The organism is Flavobacterium beibuense (genome assembly GCF_004151245.1).
Classification (GTDB): Bacteria; Bacteroidota; Bacteroidia; order Flavobacteriales; family Flavobacteriaceae; genus Flavobacterium; species Flavobacterium beibuense_A.
The window spans coordinates 67,019-85,924 of the sequence record NZ_JUIW01000005.1 but is presented as its reverse complement, the minus strand read 5'-3'; the positions used below and the strand labels follow the sequence as shown (position 1 = coordinate 85,924).

The window sequence follows — 18,906 nt, the reverse complement described above, 5'->3', positions numbered from 1 at the left end:
GAATGAAATTAAACACTACTACTATTAAAATCGGTTTACTAACATTGTCAGGTCTGCTATCTGCAGGAGCTTTTGCTCAAACCAAGAAAACAAAACAATTTGGGCCCCAAGAAAACGGGTTCATTAACTGTGCCACCACACAATATGAAGAAAGCTTACAGAGAAAATTCCCAAACAGGTCTAATACTGTACAGTTTGAAGAATGGATAGCACAAAAAATTGAGGAACAAAAAGCCAAAGGTTTTTTAAAAAACACTCAAACCACTAACGAAGTGGTAACCATCCCGGTAGTATTTCACGTTATACATGATGGAGATGCTATTGGTCAAAACGAAAACATTGCCGATGAGCAGATACTTTCTCAGCTTACTGTACTAAACCAGGATTTTAGAAGAATGGCAGACACCCCGGGCTTTAACACAAACCCTGTAGGTGCTGATATGGAAATAGAATTTTGTTTAGCACAAAGAGATGAGTACGGAATTGCAACAAGCGGTATTACAAGACATTATTATGAAAACGACGATCCTTACGGCTGGGAAATGAATGCAGTTGAAACCATAATAAAACCACAAACCCAATGGGACCCTAACAAATACCTAAACATTTGGGTTGTTAGCAATCTATATATCAGTTTCAATGGAACACCTATAGGTGAGCTTGCAGGATATGCACAGTTCCCAACACAATCAGGACTTGAGGGACTTGAAGAAGAAGGGCTACCTGTACTTGCCGAAACAGACGGTGTTGCACTTGGCGCAATGTATTGCGGTTCTTCAGACATTTACCCTAACGGATACTATAATGAGGAAGGCGGCAAAGACAAAGGACGTTCTGCTTCACATGAAGTAGGGCACTACTTTGGACTAAGACACATTTGGGGTGACGGTGACTGTAGCTTTGATGACTATTGTGCTGATACTCCTGTAGCTGAGAATGCTAATAGCGGATGCCCTGAAGGGCTGGATTCATGCCCTAGCTCTCCCGGGCTGGACATGATTGAAAATTACATGGACTATACAAACGACAGCTGTCAGAATGTATTCACTCAAAACCAAAAAGAAAGAATGCAGGCTGTATTAGCGAACTCACCAAGAAGAGTATCATTAATAACATCTGACGGTTGTGTACCGGGAGTTGTTTATGATAATGACGGATCACTAAACATAAACCAACTTCAGCAATCTTGTGGAGAAGAGTTTGCTTTAACTATCAACCTTAAAAATACAGGTACTAATACAATTACAGCTGCCGAAATAAGCTATACACTTGATGAGGAAGCTGCCGTTTACAGCTGGACAGGTGAACTTGAAAATGGAGAAACCACTACTATAGAACTTCCTGTAGCAGAGCCTGCACAAGGAGAGCACACACTTGAACTATCTATTATTTCTGTAAACAACACAGAAGATGAAGCTCCGTTAAACGATACTATAACACAAGATTTCACTTATACACCTGTAGCATCATACAACACTCAGGCCCTAACAGTTACTATTTTAACTGACGGATGGGGAGACGAAACGCTATGGGCTGTTTTAGATGCTAATGAAGAACTGATTACTTATGGCGGCCCATATGATGACGACACATTATATACCGAAACCGTTGAGCTTGAAATTAGCCAGTGTTATACTTTTGTAATAATTGACCAGGCAGGAGACGGTATGTGCTGTGAATATGGGGAAGGATATTATGAGGTTACTACAATAGACGGAACAGTTGTTGCTTCAGGCGGTTCCTTTGGAGTTACAGAAGAAACTTCATTCTATGTAGATACCACTTTAGGCACTAATGATTTTGTTTATGAAAATGGAATTAAACTTTATCCTAACCCTACTAATGGTATTATCAACATCAGTATGAAAAACAACGAGCTACCGGAAAGCTATACTATCTACAATAATTTAGGTCAGGTAGTAGCACAGTCTAAAGTTAGCTCAACTGCTAATCTTAGCATCAATACTTCTGCATACAGCAATGGTATCTATTTCATAAAAATTGATAAAGACGGTCAAAGCGCAACGCTTAAGTTTATCAAAAACTAAGTTTTATATCTTTTATATTCAAAGCCTCTTCAGTTGAAGGGGCTTTTTTATTGATGTTCATATTATAAAAGTTAAAAAGATATTTTAAAAATCAAGGCCCGATAGAAAAAAATAAGTATGAAAACCATTTCAGCTTTTAACTATGCTGCTTTCTTAGGAGTTTTCCAGATAAATCCGTCAAGTATGTAGTGGGTAAACTGCGGCACTACCAGCAATGGTACAAGTAAAAAATGCCAGTTTTGAAAGACGGCTGTTCCTGAAAAAGAGAACTGTTCCTGCCAAACCGTAATTTCCCAAAGGTATTCTTCAAAAAAAGCCAATAGCAACAAAAGGCCAATATATATTATAATTCCTTTATAGCTATTAATATACTGCATAAATGACGACGCATTTTGCCTTGGCTGCCTTATTTCTTTAAGATAAATTAATGCCATGTAAGGCACTCCATGTGAAACTATATTCAGCATGGTAAAGACAAGGTCGTTATTGTAATATACAATCCCAAAATACCAGGAAGCGGCGGTACCAATTATTATGGCATTTTTAGGAATATTAAAATAACCTCTTTTAGCAAAAGCATATATAACCCTCACCGTATAGATAACCAATATCAACACATACACATAACCAAAAACAGCAAGCAGTTCATCATTCCTGTAAGTAAAAAACTCATTTTCCATAAACCATGTATACTTTCTTGGCGCGCTCATAAACCAGTAAAGCATTGGGTATCCGGTTGCCGCATATATGGTTAGGTTATCAAAAAATACAGTAAAACGGGTTTTAGTTTCGAGTCTGGAATACAACCTCATAAAGCCATATTGCTGCCTTATAAAGTGAAAAACGGCAATGTAGGCAAGCGTTATCCAAAACACCCTGCTCCCCAGCATAAAAAGCATAAGGCCAATAAAGAAACATACTACAGGCAAGCCTATTAACAGTCTCTTTTTTTTCCTAAAAGTTTGCGGCACTAAGTATGTTTTAAATAAAGTGGCATATACATGGGCAACATCTATAAATACCACAAAAAATAACCATGTATAAAATGAATATTCTTTTTCAAGACGCACAAGCCACCCCTGACAAAAAAATACAATTGCCAAAACCACAAATGGCGGCATCAGTATAAATATGCTGTCGGTTTTTGCCTTATCAATCCAGGGCTGTTTCATTTATTAATTTATTTGCTGCATTAATACCCTGATGAAAAGCCTCTTCAAAAACCGAAATTCCGGAAAGGTCGCTATGGGCAAAAAATATTTTATTCTCTATAACAGATGAAGCCTGCTTTCTGGCTTCACCAAATATAAATCCGGGAACAGGGCTTATCATGCCATGTCCCAAAATATGTATTGTTATATCTTCAGTAAAATCTTCAATCCCGGGATGAGCCTTTTTTATATCGTTAAGTACAAATTCTTTCCAATATTCTTTTCGCTTACCGTAAATTTCTTTTCGCTTAGCTACGATATCCTTACAGGAAAAAACATGATAATAAGTAATTACCTTTTTTTGATGTACCTGCTTTAATGACTGATGCTGATCGTATATATAACCTACACCCTCCCCTTTATAAATAACATTATCCCATGAAAGCGGTTGGCCAAAATCATCTGGCAAATCACTTAATGTAAGGGTTGCCAATAGCCACGGGGCATAATTAAATGCTTTAACAAGTGGCTTTCTTTCCTTAAAAATATAACCGTTAACAAACTGGGGTGTTGCCATTATCACCTTGTTTGCTATAATATCAATAGTTTGTTTGGCTTGGGCATCAAAAGCCTTAACCACAACCTTATCATCAACAGGAATAACCTCAAAAACAATATGATTGACCAGAGTTTTGTTTAATGCATATTTTTTAAGGTGAGACGCCAGCCTGGCATTACCTTCCGGCCAGGTAAGCACGCCTTCTTTGTTAGCTTCTCCGCCGTTATGTTTTCTGGCAGCAAAATAATGAATGCCCGCCCAGGCAGACACATACTTTATACCCAAACCAAAATCGTCACGACAGCAATAGTCAACATACTCAAAAACCTCTTCAGTTGTAAAACCATTATCCGTTAGCCATTGCTGCATGGTTACCGCATCCAGTTCTTCATTCTTAGTGTCGAGAGAACCGTTCTCTATTGGCAAATCAAAGCTATACTTCCCGTCGTTCCCTTTTTGAGACTTAAAGCCTTCCATCAGCTTAAAGAAACGGTCAAATTCGGCTATCGTCTTTTCCGATGTGCCATAACGGGGTATAAGTCCCTCCTGCCATGTATTTTTGTAAAAAAGCCGTTCCTGAGGCGAAAAAGTAAGCTGCTCTTCATCAAAAACAGGGTATCCGGCATTATCATATCCGGTTATTATATTTTCTTCCTCTAAAAAGCTAATAAGCTCTTTATCGTGAAAATTTGGAAGAGGCAGGTAGTGTGCCCCTAGTGGATATTTTGAGTAGGCATTTTCTCCGTTTGAGGAATTACCTCCGGTATGATCTTCAAGTTCAACAAGCAAAAAATCATTAAAGCCTCTTCGGCAAAGTTGCCTTGCAGCACTTAATCCTGTTATGCCCCCTCCTACAATAAGTACAGGAACACTCAGCTGCTTTGTAGCATTAGGAAAATCTTTAGCCCACAACCTGTGTCCCAAAATATGAGAGGTACCTGTAAGCCTTAAAGCGATTGACTTAATTTTCTTAGCACAAGACTGTATAAAGGCAGCCCCGACAGCTAGAGCCCCCAGACTTTTTAAAAATGTCCTGCGCGAACTGCTATAGTCTTCCCCATTCTTCATCAAAATAACGTACTAATATCTGGTTATCCAGTCTGTTTATCTCTATATCATTAACCCGCATGTCTTTGGGAAAGTCGTTTAACCTGCTGTAATCATAATCATAAAACCTTAAACCCTGCACCCTGCGTTTTGCACTGCCTAACGGTGTTGAAAGGCTCCTGGCAGCTATGGTATATCCCCACTCCCCAAAAGAAGGTACATAAACATGGTAGGCATCGGTAACCGGAAAAACCTGAGCTGCGGTTTTATTGATACACCAAAATGACTTTGGCGCAAAAAAAGGAGAAGTGGTTTGTATTACGGTAATTGCATCGTCTGTCAATACCTTATTGAGGGTCTTGTAAAAATTAAGCGAATACAGTTTCCCCAGACTATAATTTGAAGGATCGGGAAAATCGATAATTACCACATCAAACTTTTGTTTGCATTCCTTAAGCCATATATAGGCATCACTGTTAATTACCGTTACCTTAGAATTAGTTAACGAATGCTTATTAAAATCAGATAAAACGGTATTGGTCTTGAACAACTCCGTCATACCCTCATCAAGGTCTACTAATGTTACATGATTAACCTCATCATATTTTAATATTTCACGTACTGCAAGTCCGTCACCCCCACCCAAAACCAAAACATTGTCAACCTTATTTGCCATAGACATTACAGGGTGCACCAAAGCTTCGTGGTAGCGGTATTCATCCTTAGAGCTAAACTGCAGGTTATTATTAAGGTAAAGCCTGTAGTCATTTTTATTATGGGTAAGTACTATGCGCTGGTAAGAAGTGGTATGTGTATAAATTATATTTTCCCCATACAGTTTTCCTTCAGAATACGACAATATACTCTCCGAGAAAACAAAAACAATTAATAACAGCAAAAAGGAAAATATAGCTTTTGCCTTAAGTAACCCAGGATTTTTAAGGTCTTTTTTAAGCATAAAGCAAAGCACTATGGCAATACTAACATTAATCATCCCAAAGAAAAGGGAGGTTTTCATTATACCTAATTTTGGCACCAGCACCAGGGGAAAAAGAATGGATGCCAACAGGGCTCCTATATAATCAAAAGTGAATACGTTAGACACAAGGTCTTTAAAAGTAACCCTGTCTTTAAGTATGTTCATAAGAAGCGGAATTTCCAGCCCCACTAAACATCCGGTTATAAAAACCAGTAAATAAAGTATAAACTGAAAATAGTAAACACTCTCAAACAGTACAAAAAGTATTACCGAGCTAAGCCCTCCTATAAGCCCTACCAGTATCTCTATATCTACAAAAGTGTTTAAAAGGTTACGGTTTATGAATTTTGAGAAATAAGAACCTACCCCCATAGAAAAAAGGTAAACCCCTATTATAAAGGAAAACTGCTTTACCGAATCGCCCAAAAGATAACTCGCCAGGGTACCGGCCACTAGTTCGTACACAAGCCCACAGGTGGCTATGGTAAAAACCGCCAGAAAAAGCAATACTTCAAAACCGATTTTTTTGTTACCCATGTATAGCTCCGCTTATAATAATGGCAATACCTATTATAAAGGCTGCAAAAACTATGGCAAGCGCAATGTTTTTATTTTGTACTATTTCTTTCCATGTGTTTTCAGGTGTTAGCTTCTCTACAATAAAGTAAGAGATTAACAAAATAGCAAGTCCTAAAAAGGAGAACAGTAACGAACTCAAAACGGGTTTTAAAAAAATATCCATAGTATTTGTTTTTATTTATGATAAAAATGATTCACTCCCGCGGCACGACTATGCGTGCTGTTAGTGGCGGAATTATATTTTTCGGTTTTTTGGCAATCACAAAGCTTATTCCCCTCAAAAGTATATTTAAGGAATAAAACAAAGACCGCCGCGCCTATTAACAATGCTGCAATATTGTTTTTTATAAATGGTACTATTCTGTCTTTCCTCATATCTGTTAAGTATTATATGGCGAATAATCACTTTCAGACCATCTTCTCTGTTCAAAGAACGCCTGGGCTACATAAGCTATAATAACTATTATCAGCATAATCCCTATAAACATAAATACATTCCAAAGGGTAGGCACATTCCAGGTTGCAGTTACACTTAATTGCTTATTAGAGAAATCTTCCAGCGGCTTGGCAGGGGTAACTGTCAAATGGTATTTGCCTGCACCTACACCACAAAGGTTAAACTTTTCGTTAGTACTGCCTTCTTTCCAAATTTCCCCGTCACTGTAGCCATGATAATACTCTATATCCTTAGTAGCATAAAACTCCTCATTAGTAACCTCATTAACCAAAGAAACCTGCAGAGAAGCCCAGGAATTATCTACATCAGACTGAACCGAAATTGTAAGAGGTGCTGCACCTCCTTTTAACTCAAAAGAATCGCTTACAAAATCTTTATTATTAAATTCACTGAATTCCATCTTTTTCCTAAACACCTCTTTTTCTGCCCTGCCATTGTATATCAGCAGATGACTAATAAGGATAAGGACAGCAAAACAAGAAAAGATTATTGCCATTTTCCTGACTCCAAACCTAAATGGCTGTGCCATTCCAATACCTGTTCTTGCAGGCATACTCTTGACCTCAAAAGCTCTTTTAATTTTTGATGCGGCAATATATTCTCCAAAATATCCTGTTTGGTTTTTTCCGATTTTTTCTACAGAATAAATATATGGCGGACTGATATATTCAATTAACTGTATATTTTTTTCCGGGAGGTTAAAATCAAAAAAACCTTCAGCAGAAACAATACTTGTATTGCCCTTACTAAAAATTTCCATCTGCATACCATCATAAGCAATAGTCCCGGGAGAGAGGCCTTTCTCAGCTTTTTCTTTTGCTTCGTGAAGTGCTATCCAGTGGCCGTCATATTCAGAAAGGTACAACTGTTCATCGTCTGGGGATGTTAAAATATATTCACGCCACATGTAACCGGCAGGAACTTTTTTAACCAAAACTCCGGTCAGTATATATTTTATCCCGTTAAGTTTTCCTCGCTGACCTACCTTTAAAGTAACATTATTAAAGGTATAATCAAAAGTCCTCATCACAGTTTTGGGCCCATCTGAACTATAATTAAAAAGGGAAGCGCATTTAGGGCATACAAAATTAATCACATCAAGCTCTATTTCGGCTTCTGTAACAGCTTTACATTCAGGACAGGTAACAGTCATAGGCTTAACGGTTAATTTCAAAATCTTTAATTACCTCTGCTTCAAAATAAACTATATATTCATTGGCAATGGCCCTTACCTTATCACTATTATCTTTAAGATAATTACACAAATACACATCCATGGTTAGCTGATTAAACTCAGGCCATGTATGTATACATAAATGAGATTCTTTTAAACAGTAGGCCGCAGTATAGCTTCCGTTTTCAAAAACATGAGATGAAAAGCCTACCTCTTCCAATCCGTATTTTAATAAAATACCATCAGAAAAGTTTTTAAACCCATTAAGGTTTGTAAGTTTATCAATATTTTTCACCCTGAGCGTAAGCAGTTTATGAAGCCCGGGCGAATATGCAGTGTTTGTCATTTAGTAAGGCTGGGCATTGTTTTGCCCAAAGATATTTTTATTTACCAAAAAACAAAAACATTAAAATAAAAAAAGCGCTTCAAATGAAGCGCTTTTTTTATTTATGACTCGGGAGCAAGTTCAATTTCAAGTCCCTCCAGTTCGTTTGTTATAGGTATCTGGCAACCCAGCCTGCTGTTTGGCTTAACATAAAAAGCTTCGGCAAGCATGGCATCCTCATCAGGACCCATTTCCGGCAACTCCACATCGTTAAGCACATAACACTGGCAGGAAGCACACATGGCCATCCCTCCGCATACTCCTATAGTACCTTCTGGAGCCAGCTCATAAGCCCTTACCAGTTCCATTAAATTCATAGACATATCGGTAGGTGCCTGCACTTCGTGCATAACCCCATCCCTGTCTTTTATCTTTATGGTTACATCTGCCATACTATTCAATCGCTTTTACAACCTGTTTCTCGGCTTCCTTACGTGTCCCGTCAAACCCGTCAACACCGCTTACGGTTGTATATTTAAGAACATATTTTTTACCGGGGTTCAACTTGTTATATACGCTTTGGCACATAAGGGTTGCCTCATGAAAACCACAAAGTATAAGCTTAAGTTTACCCGGATAGGTATTAACATCACCTATGGCATATATACCTTCTATATTCGTTTGATAATCTAACGCGTTGTTAACCTTAATGGCATTCTTTTCTATTTCAAGACCCCAGTTAGCAATAGCTCCCAGTTTAGGTGACAAACCAAAAAGCGGAATGAAATAATCGGTTTTTATGGTTCTGTGTCCGCCATCCTGTTCAATATCCAGTTCTTCCACATGCTCTGCACCACGAATACCTGTTACCTCTGCCGGAGTAATAAGATTTATTTTACCCTGCTTTTTAAGTTCCTGCACTTTCTCTACAGAATCTAAAGCACCCCTAAACTCGTTTCTCCTGTGTACAAGGGTAACCTCTTTAGCAACATCGGCAAGGAAAATACTCCAGTCCAATGCACTGTCGCCACCACCTGCAATAACAATACGTTTATCACGGAAAAGCTCAGGATCTTTTACAAAATACTCAACCCCTTTATCTTCATAAAACTCAAGGTCTTCTATAATAGGTTTTCTCGGCTCAAAGCTACCCAGGCCACCTGCAATGGCAACAGCCTTAGCATGGTGCTGTGTCCCTTTGTTTGTGGTAACTATAAAAGTACCATCTTCCTGCCTTTCTATAGTCTCTGCCTTTTCGTTAAGGGTAAAGCCCGGCTGGAACTGCTTTATCTGTTCCATCAGGTTTGTTACAAGGTCTCCCGCTAAAACAGAAGGAAAACCGGGAATATCAAAAATGGGTTTTTTAGGATAAAGCTCGGCAAGCTGCCCGCCCGGTTGTGGGAGCGCATCTATAATGTGGCATTTAAGCTTTAGTAATCCTGCTTCAAATACGGCAAAAAGCCCTGTTGGACCAGCGCCGATTATTAATATATCTGTACTAATCATTTTCTTTTTTTTCATAATAAAACAGTTTTAAAGCAAAAGTCTCTAAAACTGTTCTTTTATTTCATGATATTTATCAGCCGAACCTTAAGCAATATTTACTACGGTTTCTATTTGCGGAACAAATTTTTTAATGGTTGTTTCCACACCGGCTTTTAATGTCATTTGGTTTACGCTGCAACCCACACATGCACCTTCAAGGCGAACCTTTACGTGTTTGTCGTCCTCAATATCGATAAGGGTAATGTTTCCTCCGTCAGACTCAAGGAACGGGCGGATTTCATCCAGCGCCTTTTCCACATTAAATTTAATTTCTTCTGTTGTCATCGTTATTTCTTTTTAACTGCTGAACAGCCAGCCATGGTAGTGATTTTTATTGCCTCTGTAGGCGGAAGGTTGTCGTTTCTGTTCACGGTTTCCTGTACTACCGAACGTGCCAGCTCTTCAAACGACGCTTCAAGCGGAGTAGCCGTTTGCAATGCTGCAGGTCGGCCATAGTCTCCTGCTTCGCGAATGCTCTGCACGATTGGCACTTCGCCAAGGAAAGGCACATCTAAATCTGCTGCAAGATTCCTTGCACCTTCTTTTCCAAAAATGTAGTATTTGTTATCAGGAAGTTCTTCCGGAGTAAAGTAAGCCATGTTTTCTATAATACCCAGTACAGGAACATTTATGCTTTCCTGCTGGAACATTGCCACACCTTTTTTGGCATCGGCAAGGGCAACTGCCTGTGGTGTACTAACCACAACCGCACCGGTAATAGGTAATGACTGCATTATAGATAAGTGGATATCTCCCGTTCCAGGAGGAAGATCGATAAGCATAAAGTCAAGTTCACCCCAGTCGGCATCAAAAAGCATCTGGTTAAGTGCTTTAGAAGCCATTGGGCCTCTCCAGATGATAGCCTGCTCCGGCGTAGTGAAGAACCCTATTGAAAGTAATTCCACACCATAGCTTTGTATCGGTTTCATTTTAGACTTTCCGTCTACCTCTACCGATATTGGCCTTTCCCTCTCTACGTCAAACATTATCGGCATAGACGGACCATAAATATCGGCATCAAGAACACCAACCTTAAAGCCCATTTTAGCAAGGGTAACAGCTAGGTTTGCCGTAATTGTAGATTTACCTACACCTCCCTTACCGGAAGATACAGCTATAATGTTTGATATACCGGGGATACCTTTACCTTTTATCTCAGGTTTTTCAGGCGATTCTACTTTTACGTTTACTTTTACCTTAGCATCGGCATTTACCTTTTCCTGAATTGTTTTTATAATATCAGCTTCGGCACGCTTTCTAATATGCATTGCAGGAGTAGTAAGCACTACTTCTACAACTGCCTCATCACCAAAAGTAAGTACGTTTCTTACAGCCCCGCTTTCTACCATGTTTTGGCCTTCTCCGGCTATTGTAATGGTTTCAAGGGCTTTTAATATCTCTTTTCTATCAAGTTTCATAATATATTATACTATTCAGTTTCAGCCTCTTATTAAGACTGATTTCAAATTGCAAAGATAGTATGAAAACTTTATACAATAAAGTTTTTAAAGCAGTAAAAAGTACATTAACAGAAGTTAAAAGTCTAATTCTTTTGCAGGATCCCAAAAAAGTTTGTCGAAATCGGTCACTTTATTGTCATTTATCTCAACACCTTCGCTTTCCAGCAGCTGTTGCATAAGGTTAGTACCAGGAAAATGATGCTTGCCAGAAAGCAGCCCAACCCTGTTAACCACTCTGTGTGCAGGCACATCGTCGCGGCCGTGACAGGCATTCATAGCCCAACCCACCATTCTTGCCGAACGGGCTGCCCCAAGAAAGCTGGCAATAGCCCCATAGGATGTTACCCTGCCATGAGGTATAAGACGGGCTACATCATACACCCGTTCAAAAAAGTTTTGGTTTTTGTCCTGTGTCATGATTACATGTTTCTCAACAACTTAATCAGGGTAATTACAGATACAAGGCCGGTAACACCACCTATAAAATAGTTGATGTTCTTCATAAAAAAGTCAGTTTTCTGCTCCAGCTTTTTAAAGAAAATAATATACAGATAGAACACGGCAAATGTTCCTGTTATGGCTCCTATTACAAATAAAAAAACAAAAAGATTATCAAACGAAAAGAACTTATAGGTGGAGAGTGTAACACTCATAACCACATAATAAGGAATAGGGAAAAAGTTAAGTACCGAAAGCAGTACTCCTAAAAAAAAGCATCCTGTACGGGACCTCATTTTTGCAGGCTCTTCGTCGTCTTTTGACTGAGGCTTTTTTGCAATAAAAATAAAGTAGATGGTAAGCAGCACAAAAATACCAAGCCCAACTTCCTCAAGCAGGTTAATGATATCGTCTCTTTTGCTAATAAACTTAGCAAAGGAAACCGCTATATAAGACTGGATAAAAACTATAACGGTAGCACCTATAGAAAACACTATCGCACATGCCCTGCCGTCCCTTACGCTAATTTTGGCAGCCGTCATATTAATTAACCCCGGAAGCACTATACCCGGTGTTGCAACAGCTATACCCAAAAGCAAAGGGAGTATTATATCCATTCTTTATCTACTTAATTTTAAACTGAATATACGTTATTGGTTTTCCTTTTTCAAGATATTGTTGTTCGTAGAACGTTTGTATGGCAGTTACCACCTCGGGTGCACCATGGTTTTCATACACATTATGGTTGGCATAAATTACTTCGTGCCCTTCGCCGTGTAGTAACCCTAACGTATAACCATGCATAAACTCGCTGTCAGTTTTAAGGTTCATCAGTCCGTCCGGTTTAAGGACTTTCTTGTAACGCTGCAGGAATTCCGAATTGGTAAGCCTGTGTTTGGTACGCTTGTATTTTATTTGCGGATCGGGGAAGGTTATCCATATTTCAGAAACTTCGCCTTGAGCAAAAAAGTGCTCAATAAGCTCAATTTGTGTACGCAGGAAACCAACATTATTAATACCGCCTTCTACAGCAGTTTTGGCACCACGCCAAAAACGGGCACCTTTAATATCTATACCTATAAAATTCTTTTCAGGATATCTTTGGGCAAGGCCTACAGAATATTCGCCTTTACCACAACCCAACTCAAGAACTATCGGGTTGTCATTTTTAAAAAAGTCACTCCCCCATTTACCTTTTAAAGGAAAATTACCCGAAACTGCTTCCTCACGGGTAGGCTGCAGCACGTTGTTAAAAGTCTCATTTTCCTTAAAACGCTTCAGTTTATTTTTACTTCCCACGGTTAAATTTAAAATTTTGGTAAAATTAGGGAAATATACGAAACAGAGAATAGTTTTAGCTTGCACTTATTAAATAGTTATTAAAAACTTAAAGTTTTGCAAAACAAAAAAATACTGGTAACCCCTTTAAACTGGGGGCTGGGCCATGCTACACGCTGTATTCCCGTTATTGAAGCATTAGAGAACCACGGATTTGAACCAATTATAGCTTCCGACGGCGTTGCTCTTGAGTTACTTAAAAAAGAGTTTCCTGATAAAAAGATACTGGAACTCCCTTCATATAAAATAGAATATGCCAAAAACGGAAGCTTTTTTAAGCTGAAGATGTTCTTCCAGATACCCAACATGATAAAAGCTGTAAGAAGCGAGAACAGAACCGTAAAGAAATGGATCAAGGAATATGGCATTAGCGGTATCATTTCTGATAACCGTATGGGAGTGTATAGCCCTAAAGTACCTTCGGCTTTCATGACGCATCAGCTTAACGTACTTACCGGAAACACCACTTGGTTTACCACCTACATACATCAGCTGTTTATTAAAAAACATAAACAATGCTGGGTACCGGATGTTGCCACATCGCCAAACCTTACCGGAAAACTGGGACATCCTGAAAACTGTACGTTAAACATAAAATACATAGGACCTCTTAGCAGGCTGAACAAAAAATGCCTTCCTAAAAAATACGATCTTATGATAATACTTTCGGGTCCGGAACCACAAAGGACATTACTGGAAGAGAAACTTCAAAAGGAACTTTTGGATTATGAGGGTGAGGTAATTTTTATTCGCGGGGTTATAGACGGCAATCAAACCGTTACAGAAGAAGACAACATTACCACATACAACTACATGGGCCGCGAAGAATTGGAACAAGCTTTTAATGAGAGTGAACTGGTACTTTGCCGATCAGGCTATACCACAGTTATGGACCTGGCCAAATTGGGCAAGAAAGCATTTTTTATACCTACGCCGGGGCAGTACGAACAAGAGTACCTGGCACAAAAACTTAAAAAATCGGGATTGGTACCTTATGCCCTTCAGGACGATTTTAAGATTAGCGACCTTGAAGAGGTAAGCGAATATAAGGGACTTAAAAATATGGATACGGAAGAAGTAACCTGGAAAGACTTATTTGGTCTTTTCGAGGGTAAATGAAAATTCTGAACCCTCACCATATTTACTTTCCACATATATTTTTTCATCATGGCCTTCTATGATGTGTTTTACTATGGAAAGCCCTAAACCGGAGCCACCCTCGGTACGCGCACCACTTTTATCTACACGGTAAAAGCGTTCAAACAATCTTGGTACATTCTTTTTCTCTATACCCTCTCCGTTATCTTTTATCCTTACAATAATCTTATTGTTTACAAGGTCTTCAATACTTACTTCGGTAGTACCGTTTTCACGGCCATACTTAATGGAGTTCACCACTAAATTGGTTACCACCTGCTGTATTTTTTCCCTGTCGGCATACACCATTATTGGCTTGAAATACTTCATATCAAACATCAGGATAATACCTTTTTTATCAGCTTTCATTTCAAGCAGGTCAAATACATTTTGTACAACCTCAACAATGTTGAATTTGGTGTAATTAAGGTTAAGGTCTCCTACCTCAAGCTTGGTAATCATGTCAAGATCCTGCACAATATAAATAAGCCTTTCCACACCTTTTTCGGCACGTTGCAGGTATTTTTTGCGCAGGGTTTTATCACTCATGGCACCATCAAGCAGTGTAAGCAGATAACCCTGTACGGTAAAAAGAGGGGTTTTTAGTTCGTGTGATACATTACCAATAAACTCACGGCGGTATTCTTCACGAACCTTTAAGGTTTCAATCTCAATTTTCTTATCGCGGGCAAATTTCTCAACTTCACGTGTAAGTGTAGCCATATCAGTAGTAATCGACTTGTTTCTTAAAGAACTCGATTCCAATAGCGAAACATCGTCGTATATTTTTTTTACCCTGCGGTAAATAAAACGCTCTACGCGATATTGCAGCACAAAAAATGAAAATATGAGAATTGCCGAGGATAAGGCCGAAATAAACGCCCAGCTTATTTCGGTGTAAAAGAATTTCATCGCTGCCATTAAGGCAGCAGAAAATAGGGATATGTAAAGCGCTGACTTAACAGCAAACTTATATGTTTTCTTAAAATTTATTGCCACTAAATTTCCAGCTTATAGCCTACTCCTTTTATCGTTTTAAATAGTTCGTCACCTATTTTTTCACGAAGCTTTCTAATGTGTACATCAATAGTCCTTCCGCCTACTACAACCTCATTACCCCATACTTTGTCAAGAATTTCTTCTCTCTTAAATACTTTACCGGGCTTAGAAGCTAACAGATAGAAAAGCTCAAACTCTTTTCTTGGCAGTACGATCTCTCCGTTATCTTCAAGAATAATTTTATATTCTTCGCGGTTTATTTCAATATTACCTACTTTAAGAACATCGCCTTTGCTTTCATCTTCCTTAAGCCTTCTTAGTAGAGCTTTTACTTTGCTTACCAGTAATTTTGGCTTAATAGGCTTTGCAATATAATCATCGGCTCCGGCATCAAACCCTGCAACCTGAGAATAGTCTTCGCTTCTTGCAGTAAGGAAAGTGATAATTACATTGTTAAGCTCAGGTAATTTCCTGATGTTCTCAACCGCTTCCATACCATCCATTTCGGGCATCATTACATCCATAATGATAAGGTGAGGAAGCTCTTTTTTTGCTTTCGCAATGGCATCCCTGCCATTTGATGCAGTGATAATCTGGTAACCTTCCTGAGATAGGTTATACCCCACAATTTCCAGGATATCCTGCTCATCATCAACCAATAAGATCTTAATGTCTTTTTTCTTCATAATGCTTTGGCATATTATGTTTTGCGGCTGTAAAGGTAAAGATAATACAAAATGAACAAACGTGTTAACAATTATTTAATCTGTTAACAATTTAATAATAAAACCTAAATCCAAAGGTAACGTTTATCTAACAATCGGTTCGGATACCTGAAGTTTCTTTGCAGCGAAATTAAACGACACGAAATGAAACTTAAATTTTTAATTATCACACTGTTTACCTTTGCTTTAAGCTTTGCCCAAAACAAAGGAACAGTAACCGGTACAATTACCGACAAAGACTTAAATGATGAAACCCTTCCTTTTGCCAGTGTGGTGATAAAAGGAACAACAATTGGAACTAACACAGACGAGAACGGAAAGTACTCTCTAACGGTTCCTGAAGGAAGCCACACTTTAGTAGTAGCATTTCTTGGTTATGAAAACGTAGAAATACCTTTTACTATTAAGGCAGGCGAAACAAAAACGATAAACCAGGCTTTAGGTTCTACCAGTGTAGTACTTACTGACCTTGTAATAGAAAAGACGGTTAGCCGCGAAAAAGAATCAACCCTTTTAGCTGAACAGAAAAAAGCGGTTGAGATAAAACAAAACATTGGTGCGCAGGAATTAGAGCGTAAAGGAGTTAGCGACGTAGCTACTGCCGTTACTAAAACTACAGGTATATCTAAACAAGAAGGATCAGGTAGTGTATATGTAAGGGGTCTTGGCGACAGATACAATATGACTACCATGAACGGATTACCGTTACCGTCTAACAACCCTTCTAAGAAAAACATAAGCCTTGAAATATTCTCTACTGACATTGTTGAATATATTGGTATAGACAAAACGTATTACTTTAAAAACTACGGAGACTTTTCGGGAGCAAACATAGATATCGCTTCTAAAAACTACAAAGGAAACGGATTTTTTGAAGTAGGCGTAGGAACAGGTGTTAGTCAAAATGCTGTAAACGTAGACAACTTCTACCAACAGGATGGCCCGGCTTTTTCAGGATTCTCAAATCAGGAAGCCCCTGCAAATCCATTAGATGCTTACAACTTCACTACAAGTTGGAATAAGCAAACTGTAACTCCGGTAAATATGAGCATCTCTCTAAAAGGCGGCGACAGTTATGATGTAGGCGAAGAAGGAAGATTAAGCTTTTTTGCTACAGGATCATTTGACAGTGAGTACAGCTACAGAGAAGGTATTGCAAGGGGTAACGTAAGTAACCAGGGAATTGCAAGAAAAGATTTTGATTATGAGTCATATACCCATTTAACAAACACTACTTTAATGGGTAATGCCAACTATAAAATCAATGCAGACAACAACCTTAAATTCAACTCACTTTTTGTTAACTCAACATCTCAAAGTCATGACGAATTTAACGGTACTATAGATATTTTTGACAACGCTCCAAACGGAGGCGGTTTTGTAAGACGTTCTACCTTTGACAGAACTTCGCTTTATGTAAACCAGTTATTAGGTAACCATACATTTAACGAAAGAACAGACCTTGAATGGGGTACTTCTTACAATGTAGTGAAGAACGTAATACCAGACAGGATGCAAAACACTTTTGTCCCTATAGACAATGATGATTTCTCACAGGGGCTTAAAGTATCTGACTTAGCAACATCAGACAACCACCGCTATTATCAAAATCTTACTGAAGACGAAATAGCAGCAAACATCTCTGCAAATTATAAATTCAATAAAGATGCGGATGACAACTACAAAGGTAAATTTACAGTAGGTTACAGCGGACGTTTTAAAAACACTGACTTTGATGCTACTCAGTTCAACTTTAGAATTGACAGACAGACAAACCTTGTTGATCCTGTACAAATAGACCTTAACAATATTGACGGTTACTTTAACCAGGCAAATATGGATGCGGGCAGATTTGACATCATTACCTTTAGAGGTGGCGCAGGCGTACCAAATGCCCTTGACCCTCAAACCTACAACGGTACACAAATTATCAATGCAGGTTATGGAGCAGTAGAATACAAATTCAACCCAAGGTTAACAGCAATTGCTGCTTTAAGGCTTGAAATGATTACTCAGGATATTGAATGGAAAACTTCATTACAACCAAACGGTGGTGACAGTAGTTTTGAATCTACAGAGTTTATGCCAAGTACAGCTATTAAATATGAGCTTACTGAAAAACAAAACTTAAAATTTGCAGCCAGTAAAACCTATACACTGCCTCAGTTTAAAGAAAGAGCTCCGTTCCAGTATGAAGAAGTTACTCAGGTAACATTCGGTAACCCTGACCTATATGCTTCAACAGATTATAATGCTGATATTAAATGGGAATACTTCCCAACTGCTACTGAAATAATCTCATTCACAGCTTTTGGTAAATACATTCAAAACCCAATAAACGAAGTAACTGTAGCATCTGCAACAAACGACATCTCTTATGTTAACACAGGAGAAAAAGCAATTGCTATAGGTGGTGAATTTGAAATAAGAAAAGACCTGTTTAAATTCTCTGGTGAAGACGCAATATTAAACAACATAGTATCAGCAGGTTTTAATGCATCATACATGTACAACAATCAGGATTTTAGTTCCCAGAAAGTATCAGACGAAACTAACCTGAACGTAGGCTTTACAAACACCGAAGGCAAACTTACAGGAGCTTCAGATCTACTTTTAAATGCTGACATAAGCTACCTTAACGAATTTAGCGAAGACAAAAAACTTACAGCAACACTTACTTACAACTATTTCTCTGACAGGGTATATGCTATCGGTACTAATACAAAAGGTAACATTGTTGATAAAGCTGTTGGCACTCTTGATTTCATCGTTAAATCTGACCTGAGCAAGAAGTTCAGTATAGGACTAAGTGTAAGAAACATACTTGACCCTACAGTAGAAAGAATACAGGAAGATCAGGATGTAATTGTTGCACAATACAAAAAAGGTATGGTTTTCAAGGTAGGCCTAACCTATAAACTGTAATTAACATTGAAGTAACACAA

At 38.4% G+C, this 18,906-nt stretch carries 18 protein-coding genes; 3 read left to right on the top strand and 15 right to left on the bottom strand.

Annotation, left to right across the window (positions count from 1 at the left end):
* The first annotated feature begins 2 nt into the window (after nt 1–2).
* Nucleotides 3–2,048: a T9SS type A sorting domain-containing protein gene (locus NU09_RS07865; RefSeq protein WP_129750733.1), complete on the top strand. Its 2,046-nt coding sequence runs from the start codon at nt 3–5 to the stop codon at nt 2,046–2,048.
* Nucleotides 2,049–2,188: 140 nt separating this feature from the next.
* Here NU09_RS07865 and NU09_RS07860 read toward each other — a convergent pair whose 3' ends face one another.
* The 13 genes from NU09_RS07860 to trmB form a co-directional block, all read right to left on the bottom strand.
* Entirely contained in the window at nt 2,189–3,220 is a 1,032-nt protein-coding gene (locus NU09_RS07860) for a hypothetical protein (RefSeq protein ID WP_129750732.1), read from the bottom strand.
* Nucleotides 3,201–4,826, bottom strand: coding sequence for an FAD-dependent oxidoreductase (locus tag NU09_RS07855; protein ID WP_129750731.1), 1,626 nt, complete (start codon nt 4,824–4,826; stop codon nt 3,201–3,203). Before NU09_RS07855 ends, NU09_RS07860 begins: the two co-directional genes overlap by 20 nt.
* Nucleotides 4,804–6,321, bottom strand: coding sequence for a polyamine aminopropyltransferase (locus NU09_RS07850; protein ID WP_129750730.1), 1,518 nt, complete (start codon nt 6,319–6,321; stop codon nt 4,804–4,806). Before NU09_RS07850 ends, NU09_RS07855 begins: the two co-directional genes overlap by 23 nt.
* On the bottom strand, nt 6,314–6,526 hold the full coding sequence (locus NU09_RS07845; RefSeq protein ID WP_129750729.1) for a DUF350 domain-containing protein: 213 nt from the start codon (nt 6,524–6,526) through the stop codon (nt 6,314–6,316). The genes NU09_RS07850 and NU09_RS07845 overlap by 8 nt, the downstream gene beginning before the upstream one ends.
* A 217-nt stretch (nt 6,527–6,743) precedes the next feature.
* Nucleotides 6,744–7,973, bottom strand: a complete 1,230-nt coding sequence (locus tag NU09_RS07840) for a DUF4178 domain-containing protein (protein ID WP_129750728.1) — start codon at nt 7,971–7,973, stop codon at nt 6,744–6,746.
* 4 nt (nt 7,974–7,977) lie between these two features.
* Nucleotides 7,978–8,340 (bottom strand): S-adenosylmethionine decarboxylase family protein, encoded by a 363-nt coding sequence (locus NU09_RS07835; RefSeq protein WP_129750727.1) that lies wholly within the window; start codon nt 8,338–8,340, stop codon nt 7,978–7,980.
* A 101-nt stretch (nt 8,341–8,441) separates the two neighbouring features.
* Nucleotides 8,442–8,771, bottom strand: a complete 330-nt coding sequence (locus NU09_RS07830; RefSeq protein ID WP_129750726.1) for a 2Fe-2S iron-sulfur cluster-binding protein — start codon at nt 8,769–8,771, stop codon at nt 8,442–8,444.
* A 1-nt stretch (nt 8,772) separates the two neighbouring features.
* Complete coding sequence (locus NU09_RS07825) at nt 8,773–9,825, bottom strand: NAD(P)/FAD-dependent oxidoreductase (RefSeq protein WP_129750934.1); 1,053 nt, start codon at nt 9,823–9,825, stop codon at nt 8,773–8,775.
* Between the two features lie 84 nt (nt 9,826–9,909).
* Nucleotides 9,910–10,149: a NifU family protein gene (locus NU09_RS07820; RefSeq protein ID WP_129750725.1), complete on the bottom strand. Its 240-nt coding sequence runs from the start codon at nt 10,147–10,149 to the stop codon at nt 9,910–9,912.
* Between the two features lie 2 nt (nt 10,150–10,151).
* Entirely contained in the window at nt 10,152–11,282 is a 1,131-nt protein-coding gene (locus NU09_RS07815) for an Mrp/NBP35 family ATP-binding protein (protein WP_165357676.1), read from the bottom strand.
* A 117-nt stretch (nt 11,283–11,399) separates the two neighbouring features.
* Nucleotides 11,400–11,741 (bottom strand): MGMT family protein, encoded by a 342-nt coding sequence (locus NU09_RS07810; protein WP_129750723.1) that lies wholly within the window; start codon nt 11,739–11,741, stop codon nt 11,400–11,402.
* Between the two features lie 2 nt (nt 11,742–11,743).
* Entirely contained in the window at nt 11,744–12,379 is a 636-nt protein-coding gene (locus tag NU09_RS07805) for a LysE family transporter (protein ID WP_129750722.1), read from the bottom strand.
* Nucleotides 12,380–12,386: 7 nt separating this feature from the next.
* On the bottom strand, nt 12,387–13,061 hold the full coding sequence (trmB, locus tag NU09_RS07800; protein ID WP_129750721.1) for a tRNA (guanosine(46)-N7)-methyltransferase TrmB: 675 nt from the start codon (nt 13,059–13,061) through the stop codon (nt 12,387–12,389).
* A gap of 96 nt (nt 13,062–13,157) precedes the next feature.
* Between trmB and NU09_RS07795 the strand changes: the two genes are divergently transcribed.
* Nucleotides 13,158–14,219 carry a glycosyltransferase gene (locus NU09_RS07795; protein WP_129750720.1) on the top strand — a complete coding sequence of 354 codons (1,062 nt, stop codon included), beginning with the start codon at nt 13,158–13,160 and terminating at the stop codon, nt 14,217–14,219.
* Here the strand turns inward: NU09_RS07795 and NU09_RS07790 are convergent.
* Complete coding sequence (locus tag NU09_RS07790; RefSeq protein ID WP_129750719.1) at nt 14,193–15,236, bottom strand: sensor histidine kinase; 1,044 nt, start codon at nt 15,234–15,236, stop codon at nt 14,193–14,195. The two genes, NU09_RS07795 and NU09_RS07790, sit on opposite strands and share 27 nt — an antisense overlap.
* Entirely contained in the window at nt 15,236–15,922 is a 687-nt protein-coding gene (locus tag NU09_RS07785; RefSeq protein WP_129750718.1) for a response regulator transcription factor, read from the bottom strand. Before NU09_RS07785 ends, NU09_RS07790 begins: the two co-directional genes overlap by 1 nt.
* A gap of 183 nt (nt 15,923–16,105) precedes the next feature.
* Here NU09_RS07785 and NU09_RS07780 point away from each other — a divergent pair, with 183 nt between their 5' ends.
* Nucleotides 16,106–18,886: a TonB-dependent receptor gene (locus tag NU09_RS07780; protein WP_129750717.1), complete on the top strand. Its 2,781-nt coding sequence runs from the start codon at nt 16,106–16,108 to the stop codon at nt 18,884–18,886.
* Nucleotides 18,887–18,906: the final 20 nt, after the last annotated feature.